The organism is Kitasatospora sp. NPDC088548, assembly GCF_044753005.1.
In the GTDB taxonomy this organism is placed as follows: Bacteria; Actinomycetota; Actinomycetes; order Streptomycetales; family Streptomycetaceae; genus Kitasatospora.
The window spans coordinates 58,310-67,455 of sequence record NZ_JBIVMI010000024.1 but is presented as its reverse complement, the minus strand read 5'-3'; the positions used below and the strand labels follow the sequence as shown (position 1 = coordinate 67,455).

Below are 9,146 nucleotides of genomic sequence, written 5' to 3'. Positions count from 1 at the left end.
GGGGGGGGGGCCCCGGGGCGCGCGGCCCCCCCCCCCCCGCCCCCCCCCCGGGGGGGGGGCGCCCCCCCCCCCGGGGGGGCGGGGCCCCGGGGGGCGGGCCCCCCCCCCCCCCCCGGGGGGGGGGCGGCCCCCGCACGCGACTAAGATTTCCGACCATGGCGGCCACTGCAGACCACAGCACCACCGGGACCCCGACCCCGGCGTACTACGTTTCCACCCCGATCTACTACGTCAACGATCGCCCGCACCTGGGCCACGCGTACACCACCGTGGCGGGCGACGTCCTCACCCGCTGGCACCGTCAGCGCGGCGAGAAGGTCTGGTACCTGACCGGCACCGACGAGCACGGCCAGAAGATCCTGCGCACCGCCGAGGCCAACGGCGTCAGCCCGCAGGAGTGGTGCGACAAGCTGGTCGAGGAGGCGTGGAAGCCGCTCTGGGAGCACCTGGAGATCGCCAACGACGACTTCATCCGCACCACCCAGCAGCGCCACACCGACCGGGTGCAGGAGTTCGTCCAGGACCTGTACGACAAGGGCGAGATCTACAAGGGCGGCTACTCCGGCCCGTACTGCGTCGGCTGCGAGGAGTACAAGCTCCCCGCCGAACTGCTGGACGGCACCGCCGAGGGCGAGAAGCTCTGCCCGATCCACAAGAAGCCGGTCGAGTGGCTGGAGGAGGAGAACTACTTCTTCCGCCTCTCCGCGTACGGCCCGAAGCTGCTGGAGTTCTACGCCGAGAACCCCGGCTTCATCGCCCCCGAGTCGGCCCGCAACGAGGTGCTGCGCTTCGTCGAGCAGGGGCTGCAGGACCTCTCGATCTCCCGCTCCACCTTCAACTGGGGCGTGCCGCTGCCCTGGGACGAGAAGCACGTCCTGTACGTCTGGGTGGACGCGCTGCAGAACTACATCACCGCGGCCGGCTACGGCGCCGACCCGGAGCGGTTCGCCGAGCTGTGGCCCGCCTCCGTCCACCTGGTGGGCAAGGACATCCTGCGCTTCCACGCGGTGATCTGGCCGGCCATGCTGATGGCCGCCGGGCTGCCGCTGCCCAAGCGGATCGTCGCCAACGGCTGGCTGATGGTCGGCGGCGAGAAGATGTCCAAGTCCAACCTGACCGGCATCGCGCCCACCGACCTGACCTCGCACTTCGGCGTGGACGCGTACCGCTACTACTTCCTGCGGGCGATCCCGTTCGGCACGGACGGCTCCTTCTCCTGGGAGGACTTCACCGCCCGGTACACCTCCGAGCTCGCCAACGACTTCGGCAACCTCGCCTCGCGGGTCGCCGCCATGGTCGGCAAGTACTTCGACGGCGTGCTGCCGGCCTCGGCCGCCCACGGCGACGCCGAGCAGGCCGTCGCGGACGGGCTCACCGCCGCCGCGGCGACCGCCGACCGGAAGATCGGTGAGGAGCTGGACTTCGCCGGCGGCCTCGCGGCGATCTTCGAGTTCGTCAAGCAGGTCAACGGCTACCTCACCGAGCAGGAGCCCTGGAAGGTCGCCAAGGACGACTCGGCGGAGGGCCGGGCGCGCCTCGCGACCATCCTCTACACCGCCGCCGAGGCGCTGCGGGCCACCGCCGTCCTGCTCAACCCGGTGATGCCGAGCACCGCCGAGAAGCTCTGGGCCTCGCTGGGCGCGGCCGACGCGGGCCTCGGCGAGCTGGCCGGCCAGACCGTCGCCACTGTCGCGGACTGGGGCCGGCTGCCCGTCGGCGCCACCGTCACCAAGGGCGACATCCTGTTCCCCCGCCTGGAAGAGAAGTCCGCCTCCTGATGGCCAAGACGGACGACCGGTCGACCCCACCGCCGCTGCCCGCCCCGCTGGCGGTGGCGGTGGCCGACTCGCACACCCACCTGGACATGCAGTCCGGCACCCCCGCCGAGGGCCTCGCCAAGGCCGCCTCGGTGGGGGTCGCCACCGTCGTCCAGGTGGGCTGCGACGTGCCCGGCTCCCGCTGGGCCGCCGACCTCGCGGCCGAGTTCGGGCAGGTGCACGCGGCCGTCGCCCTGCACCCCAACGAGGCGCCCCGGATCTACCTCGGCGACCCCGACGGCTGGTCCGGGCAGCAGCGCCCGGCCGGCGGGCAGGCCGCGCTCGACGCGGCCCTCGCCGAGATCGACGCGCTCGCCGCGCTGCCGCAGGTCGTCGCGGTCGGCGAGACCGGCCTCGACTACTTCCGCACCGGCCCGGAGGGCGTGGAGATCCAGAAGGAGTCGTTCCGCCGCCACATCGCGATGGCCAAGCGGCACGGCAAGGCCCTGGTGATCCACGACCGGGACGCCCACGAGGACGTCATCGCCGTCCTGCTGGAGGAGGGCGCCCCCGAGCGGACGGTCTTCCACTGCTACTCCGGCGACGCCGCGATGGCCAGGATCTGCGCCGAGCACGGCTGGTACCTCTCCTTCGCCGGCCCGGTCACCTTCAAGGCCAACCAGCCGCTGCGGGACGCCCTCGTCGCCACCCCGCTCGACCGCGTCCTGGTCGAGACCGACGCGCCCTTCCTCACCCCCCACCCCTACCGGGGCCGGCCCAACGCGCCGTACCTGATCCCGGTCACGGTCCGCTCGATGGCCGGGACGCTCGGCCTGCACGAGGACGAACTCGCGACGGCGATCGCGGCGAACACGGCCAGGGCCTTCGGCTACTGAGCGGGTCGCACGAATATTCGGTTCAGGGGAAACGGTTCGGCACTCTCGTGGCGCTGTAAGGCTGGTTGGCATGAGTGCGGTGGGGGAGGTGGCGATGGCCGCCGAGCCGTCGTCCATGAGTTCCACCGGGACGAGGAGAAGGGCGTCTATCTGCCCGTCGCCCGGCACGAAGGGGTGCTGCGCACCTCCGTGGCCGTACCCCGTGGAGATCGACCTCGCGGCGGTCGTCGAACTCTGAGCGCCCGCCGCGCCCGTATCCTTGGCGCGTGAGCACCACCGATCCCACCCCTGACAGCCTCCCGCAGCCCCCGGCCGGAGGGGCCGCCCTGCTGGGCGGCGCCGACATCCGGGAGCTGGCGGCCGCGTTCGGCGTGAAGCCGACCAAGCAGCGCGGGCAGAACTTCGTCACCGACGCCAACACCGTACGGCGGATCGTCCGGGCCGCGGACGTGACGGGCGAGGACGCGGTGGTCGAGGTCGGACCCGGACTCGGGTCGCTGACGCTGGCGCTGCTGGAGGTCGCCGAGCACGTCACCGCCGTCGAGATCGACCCCGTCCTGGCGCGCCACCTGCCGGACACCGTCGCCGCCCGGCTGCCCGGCAAGGCCGACGCCTTCGACCTCGTGTTCAGCGACGCGATGGACGTCACCGAGCTGCCCGGCCCGGCGCCGACCGCGCTGGTCGCCAACCTGCCCTACAACGTGGCCGTGCCGGTGCTGCTGCACATGCTCGCCACCTTCCCCAGCATCGAACGCACCCTGGTGATGGTGCAGAGCGAGGTCGCCGACCGGCTCGCGGCCAAGCCGGGGAACAAGGTGTACGGCGTCCCGTCGGTCAAGGCCAACTGGTACGCGGAGGTGAAGCGGGCCGGCGCCATCGGGCGCAACGTGTTCTGGCCCGCGCCCAACGTCGACTCCGGGCTGGTCTCGCTGATCCGCCGCGACCCGCCGCGCACCACCGCCAGCCGCGAGGAGGTCTTCGCGGTCGTCGACGCCGCGTTCGCCCAGCGACGCAAGACCCTGCGCGCCGCGCTGGCCGGCTGGGCCGGCTCCCCGGCCGCGGCCGAACAGGCGCTCGCCGCCGCCGGGATCGACCACAAGCTGCGCGGCGAGATGCTGACGGTGGAGCAGTTCGCCGCCATCGCCGAGCAGAAGCCGGCGGGATCGGCGGGTGCGGCGGGCCGGACGGAGCAGGCCGATCAGGCCGATCAGTCGGAGAAGACGGAGCAGCAGTGATCACGGTACGGGTCCCCGCCAAGGTCAACGTCCAGCTGGGGGTCGGCGGACTGCGGGCCGACGGCTACCACGACCTGGCGAACGTCTTCTTCGCCGTCGCCCTCGGCGACGAGGTGACGGCCACCGCGGCCACCCCCGGCGAGGGCGTCACCCTCAGCTGCTCCGGCCCCGACGCGGCCGCCGTCCCGCTCGACGACAGCAACCTCGCCGCCCGCGCCGCCCGGCTGCTCGCCGCCCACCACGGACTGGCCGCCCCCGACGTCCGCCTGCACATCGCCAAGGCCATCCCAGTGGCCGGCGGCATGGCCGGCGGCAGCGCCGACGGCGCTGCGGCGCTGATCGCCTGCGACGCCCTCTGGGGCCTGCGGACCCCCTTCGAGACCCTGCTGGAACTCGCCGCCGAACTCGGCTCCGACGTACCGTTCGCACTGGTCGGCGGCGTCGCCCTCGGCCGGGGACGCGGCGAGATCCTGGAGCCGCTGCCCGTCGGCGGGACGTTCCACTGGGTCTTCGCCGTCGCCGACGGCGGGCTCTCCACCCCCGCCGTCTTCCGCGAGTGCGACCGCCTCCGCGACGAGGCCGGCACCGGCTCCACCGACACCGAGGTGCCCACCCCCGACGCCGACCCCGCGCTGCTTGCCGCCCTCGCCGACGGCGACGCCGTCGCCCTGGCCGCCGCGCTCGCCAACGACCTCCAGCAGGCCGCCCTCTCGCTGCGCCCCGCGCTCGCCGACACCCTGCGGGCCGGCACCGAGGCCGGTGCGATCGGCGCCCTGGTCTCCGGCTCCGGCCCGACCTGCGCCTTCCTCACCAAGGACGCCGACTCGGCGGCCGCCGTCGCCGAGGCCCTGCGCGCGTCCGGTGCGTGCCGTACGGCGCACGCCACCTACGGGCCGGTGGCGGGGGCGGGCATCCCGGCGTAACGGGAGCCCAGGGCCGTTCCGGGCGGCTCGTCGGGGTGGGGCGGGCGGCGTGTCGGGGCGGCCCGGTACGGGCGTGACCGGTGCCGGGCAGGGGCCCGGCGTCCGGCGGGGCAGGGGGCCCGGGTCGGCGCATTAGGCTGGGGAGGATCGGGGTTCCACCCCGAGATTTCGGGCCAGCCCCGAGACCGCCGAACCCAGGAGCGCAGCACACGTGGCCGTCAACCTCGCCACCATCGAGTCCGTCACGAAGGTCTACGGCACCCGCGCCCTTCTGGACGGGGTCAGCCTCGGCGTCAGCGAAGGGGACCGGATCGGCGTCGTCGGACGCAACGGGGACGGCAAGACCACCCTGATCCGGATGCTCGCCAAGCTGGAGGAGCCGGACGGCGGGCGGATCACCCACTCCGGCGGGCTCCAGCTGGCCGTCCTCACCCAGCACGACTCGCTCGACCCCCAGGCCACCATCCGGCACGAGGTGATCGCCGACCGGGCCGACCACGAGTGGCTCGGCGACGCCCGGATCCGAGACATCATCGAAGGCCTCTTCGGCGGCCTCGACCTGCCCGGCTTCGCCGACGGCCTGGACACCGTCATCGGCCCGCTCTCCGGCGGCGAGCGCCGCCGGATCGCCCTCGCCAAGCTGCTCCTCGGCGCGCCGGACCTGATCGTCCTCGACGAGCCCACCAACCACCTCGACGTCGAGGGCATCGCCTGGCTCGCCAAGCACCTCCAGGGCCGCCGCTCCGCGCTCGTCTGCGTCACCCACGATCGCTGGTTCCTCGACCAGGTCTGCACCCGGATGTGGGACGTCCAGCACGGCTCGGTGCACGAGTACGAGGGCGGCTACTCCGACTACGTCTTCGCCCGTGCCGAGCGCTCCCGGATCGAGGCCGTCGAGGAGCAGAAGCGCCAGAACCTGGCCCGCAAGGAGCTCGCCTGGCTGCGCCGCGGCGCCCCCGCCCGGACCTCCAAGCCGCGCTACCGGATCGAGGCCGCCAACGCCCTGATCGCCGACGTGCCGGACCCGCGCGACAAGAGCGAGCTGATGAAGTTCGCCAACGCCCGGCTGGGCCGGACGGTCTTCGAGCTGGAGGACGTCACCGTCAAGGCCGGCCCCAAGCTGCTGCTGGAGAACCTCACCTGGCAGCTCGGCCCCGGCGACCGGATCGGCCTGCTCGGGGTCAACGGCGCCGGCAAGACCTCGCTGCTGCGCGCGATGCGGGACGCCTACGCCTCCGAGGGCGACGTGCAGCCCGCCTCCGGTGTGATCAAGGTCGGCAAGACGGTGCGGCTGGCCTACCTCTCCCAGGAGGTCGCCGAACTGGAGCCGACGACCCGGGTGCTGCAGGCGGTCGAGCAGGTGCGCAGCCGCGTCGACCTCGGCAGGGGCCGGGAGATGAGCGCCGGGCAGCTCTGCGAGCAGTTCGGCTTCGGCAAGGACAAGCAGTGGACGCCGGTCGGTGACCTCTCCGGTGGCGAGCGGCGCCGGCTCCAGCTGCTGCGGCTGCTGATGGACGAGCCGAACGTGCTGTTCCTGGACGAGCCGACCAACGACCTCGACATCGAGACGCTCAACCAGCTGGAGGACCTGCTCGACGGCTGGCCCGGCTCCATGGTCGTGATCAGCCACGACCGGTTCTTCATCGAGCGGACGACCGACGTGGTGCACGCGCTGCTCGGCGACAAGAAGCTGCGGATGCTGCCGAACGGCGTCGACGAGTACCTGGAGCGGCGGGCGCGGATGGCGGCGGCCGCCGCCTCTGCCGCCTCCGCCGCTTCGTCCGCCGCCGCCGCGGACTCCGCCGGAGCGCCGGCCGGGGCCCCGGCGATGTCGGCCGGGGACGTGCGGGCGGCCAAGAAGGAGATGCAGAAGCTGGAGCGGCAGATCGCCAAGCTGGACGAGAAGGAGGCCAAGCTGCACGCCCAACTCGCCGAGCACGCCGCCGACTTCTCCAAGGTCGCGGAGCTGGACGCGCAACTGCGCGCCGTCCGGGGCGAGAAGGAGGAGCTGGAGATGGGCTGGCTGGAGCTGGCCGAGCAGGTCTGACCCGGTTCAGCCGCTGCCCAGCAGGGTCTCCAGCTCGTCCGCCGCACGGCCCAGCGCGCTGCGCGTCGGGTCGTGCGGCCTGGTCGGGCGGACCGCGGGACCGGCCGGCGGGCGGTGCTCCCGGGCGGCCGCGGTGAGCTCGTCCAGCGCCTGCCGGACCCGGGCCACCTCGGCCGGGTCGGGCACCCGTCCGCCGTAGCGGATCTGCGCCGCGTACGCCGCCACCGCGCCGCTGAGGCGCTCCAGCGCGACCGTCGCCGGCAGCCACTGCTCGGCCAGCCGGCCGGTGGGCGGCGGTTCGGTGAGCCCCTGCTGCACCTCCCGGTGGGCTTCCGCCAGCGCGCGGTAGGCGGTGCGGCGCAACCAGACCTCGGCGACGGGCTGCCGCGGACCGGGGCGGGCGGGCCCGTCCGCCGGTGCGTCCCGGGTGAGCCCCGCCACCGAGGAGAGATAGGCCTGGAGGGCGGTCGTCGCGGCCACCAGACGGGGCTCGATCCGGTGGCGCGTGCGCTCCGGCCAGAGCAGATAGCCGAAGAGCAGCACGATGGCACTGGCCAGCGAGGTGTCCAGCACCCTGGGCCAGAACTCGGCCGCGCTGCTCTGCCCGCCGAGCTGCAGCAGGATCAGCGCCATCGGCGTCATGACGACGGTGTTCAGGCCGTAGTGCGCCGCCGTGGCGTACGGCAGCAGGGCCACGCAGAACGCGGCGATCGCGGTCAGCGCCCACTCGTCGGTGGTGAGCGAGAGGACGGCCGCCGTCACCGCCACCCCCAGCACGGTGCCGATCGAGCGGCTGACCGCGCGCAGGAAGACCGAGCCGAGATCCGGCTTGAGGACGAACGCGATCGTCATCGGCACCCAGTAGCTCTTGCTGAGCGGGTAGGCCGCGGTGGCCGCCGAGCCGACCGCGATGCACAGCGCCACCCGCAGGCCGTACCGGACCGAGCCGCGGGAGAGCAGCCGGACCCGCAGCCGCCAGGGGTCGGGCGGCGGGGGCGGCGCGGTGCCGAGCACGGCCTCCCGGCCGGCGACGGTCTCGGCGGCGGCGCGCAGCGCCACGTCCAGGGCCTGCCGGGACGGCGTGTCGGGCTGCCAGTCGGGCACCGCCACCTCGCCGCCGCCGCGCTCCACCGCGCGGGCCAGCAGGCCGGGGACCGCGGCGACCTCCGGCGGGACGGGCCGCCTGGCCCAGAGCAGCCCGCTCGCCGCCTCGGTGGCGGCCAGCGCGGCCTCGTACATCCGGCGGAGCCGGACGGTGCGGGGGGACTCGGGGACCCGGGGGTGGGGCGGGGGGAGAAGATCCTGGAGCTGGTTCAGACGGGCCGTCAGAACCTGGCGGGAGGCCGCGCCCCGCGGTGTGCCGAGGTCGGCCAGGGTGCGCCCGAGCGCGTCGTACGCGGCCGCGAGGGCGCGGTTGCGCGGATCCCCGCGAGGACGGCGGTAGCTCCGGTGCGGCAGACCGAGCAGGACCACGAACGCCGCCCCCACCAGCATCATCGGCGGCGCCGCCCACCAGGGGCGGGCCATCGGCATGCCACTGCCCAGCGCCGCGGAGACCAGCAGGAGCATCCCGGCCGCGGACCCGCGCGGCCCGGTGGCGCTCAGCGCGCCGGAGGCGAAGGCCGTCACGGTGAGCGCCGCGCCGAGGGTGAGTGCGCCGGCCCGGAACTCCTGGAGCGACATCCCGATCAGCATGCCGAGCGCGGAGGCGAGGACGGCGGAGGCGATCCTGGGGGCGCGCAGGCGGGTCGGCTCGATGCGGTCGTTCATGGTCGCGTGCATCGCCCCGAGGCCGGCGAAGACGCCGAGGTCCAGGCGGTGGGCGAGCAGGCCGGCCGTCAGCGGGACGGCCATGCCGACCGCCGCGCGCAGCATCAGCGCCAGCGGAAGCGGCGGCCGGGCGGGGCGGGCGGCGCGGGCCCACCAGGGGGCGCTCCGGCGGGGGCTCGGGCCGGGGGTGCTGGGGCCGGGGGTGCTGGGCTGCCCGGGAGGCACGTGATCACGTCCGTTCCGCTGCTGGGCCCGCCCCGTGCGGGTGAACGATGGCGGGGGTCGCTGCTGTGCGACATTGCGCGGCAGATGAGGTCGTACCCGGTCGAACCGGGCCCAGCCAGTCTACCGGCCGGCGCCCGGCATTCCCGGGGTGGTCCGGGCCCGGGTCGAGCCCCCCGGCCCGGGGCGCGTGTCAAGTTCGTACCGATCGCGCCCGGTCGTGCCATGGGCCCTGCCGGTGCGACAGAGGTGATGACTACGATGGCCGGGGCGCCGACCGTCCCACAGGACGATCG

The 9,146-nt window shown here is 74.3% G+C and carries 6 protein-coding genes; 5 read left to right on the top strand and 1 reads right to left on the bottom strand.

Annotation, left to right across the window (positions count from 1 at the left end; genetic code table 11):
* Nucleotides 1–155 precede the first annotated feature (155 nt).
* The 5 genes from metG to ACIP82_RS27095 all read left to right on the top strand — a co-directional run bounded on the left by metG (nt 156) and on the right by ACIP82_RS27095 (nt 6,858).
* Entirely contained in the window at nt 156–1,778 is a 1,623-nt protein-coding gene (metG, locus tag ACIP82_RS27115) for a methionine--tRNA ligase (protein WP_400657022.1), read from the top strand.
* A complete protein-coding gene (locus ACIP82_RS27110) occupies nt 1,778–2,653 on the top strand; it encodes a TatD family hydrolase (protein WP_400657020.1) in 876 nt (291 codons plus the stop codon). Before metG ends, ACIP82_RS27110 begins: the two co-directional genes overlap by 1 nt.
* A 266-nt stretch (nt 2,654–2,919) precedes the next feature.
* Complete coding sequence (rsmA, locus tag ACIP82_RS27105) at nt 2,920–3,888, top strand: 16S rRNA (adenine(1518)-N(6)/adenine(1519)-N(6))-dimethyltransferase RsmA (RefSeq protein WP_400657018.1); 969 nt, start codon at nt 2,920–2,922, stop codon at nt 3,886–3,888.
* Entirely contained in the window at nt 3,885–4,811 is a 927-nt protein-coding gene (locus ACIP82_RS27100; protein ID WP_400657016.1) for a 4-(cytidine 5'-diphospho)-2-C-methyl-D-erythritol kinase, read from the top strand. The genes rsmA and ACIP82_RS27100 overlap by 4 nt, the downstream gene beginning before the upstream one ends.
* 211 nt (nt 4,812–5,022) lie before the next feature.
* The gene (locus ACIP82_RS27095; RefSeq protein WP_400657014.1) at nt 5,023–6,858 is read left to right on the top strand and encodes an ABC-F family ATP-binding cassette domain-containing protein; all 1,836 of its coding nucleotides are present in this window, start codon (nt 5,023–5,025) and stop codon (nt 6,856–6,858) included.
* A 6-nt stretch (nt 6,859–6,864) separates the two neighbouring features.
* Here the strand turns inward: ACIP82_RS27095 and ACIP82_RS27090 are convergent, their stop codons facing one another.
* Complete coding sequence (locus ACIP82_RS27090) at nt 6,865–8,853, bottom strand: FUSC family protein (protein WP_363606957.1); 1,989 nt, start codon at nt 8,851–8,853, stop codon at nt 6,865–6,867.
* Nucleotides 8,854–9,146: the final 293 nt, after the last annotated feature.

Coding starts and splice junctions, on each gene's coding strand:
- metG (WP_400657022.1), top strand. CDS start 156: ATGGCGGCCACTGCAGACCACAGCACCACCGGGACCCCGACCCCGGCG.
- ACIP82_RS27110 (WP_400657020.1), top strand. CDS start 1,778: ATGGCCAAGACGGACGACCGGTCGACCCCACCGCCGCTGCCCGCCCCG.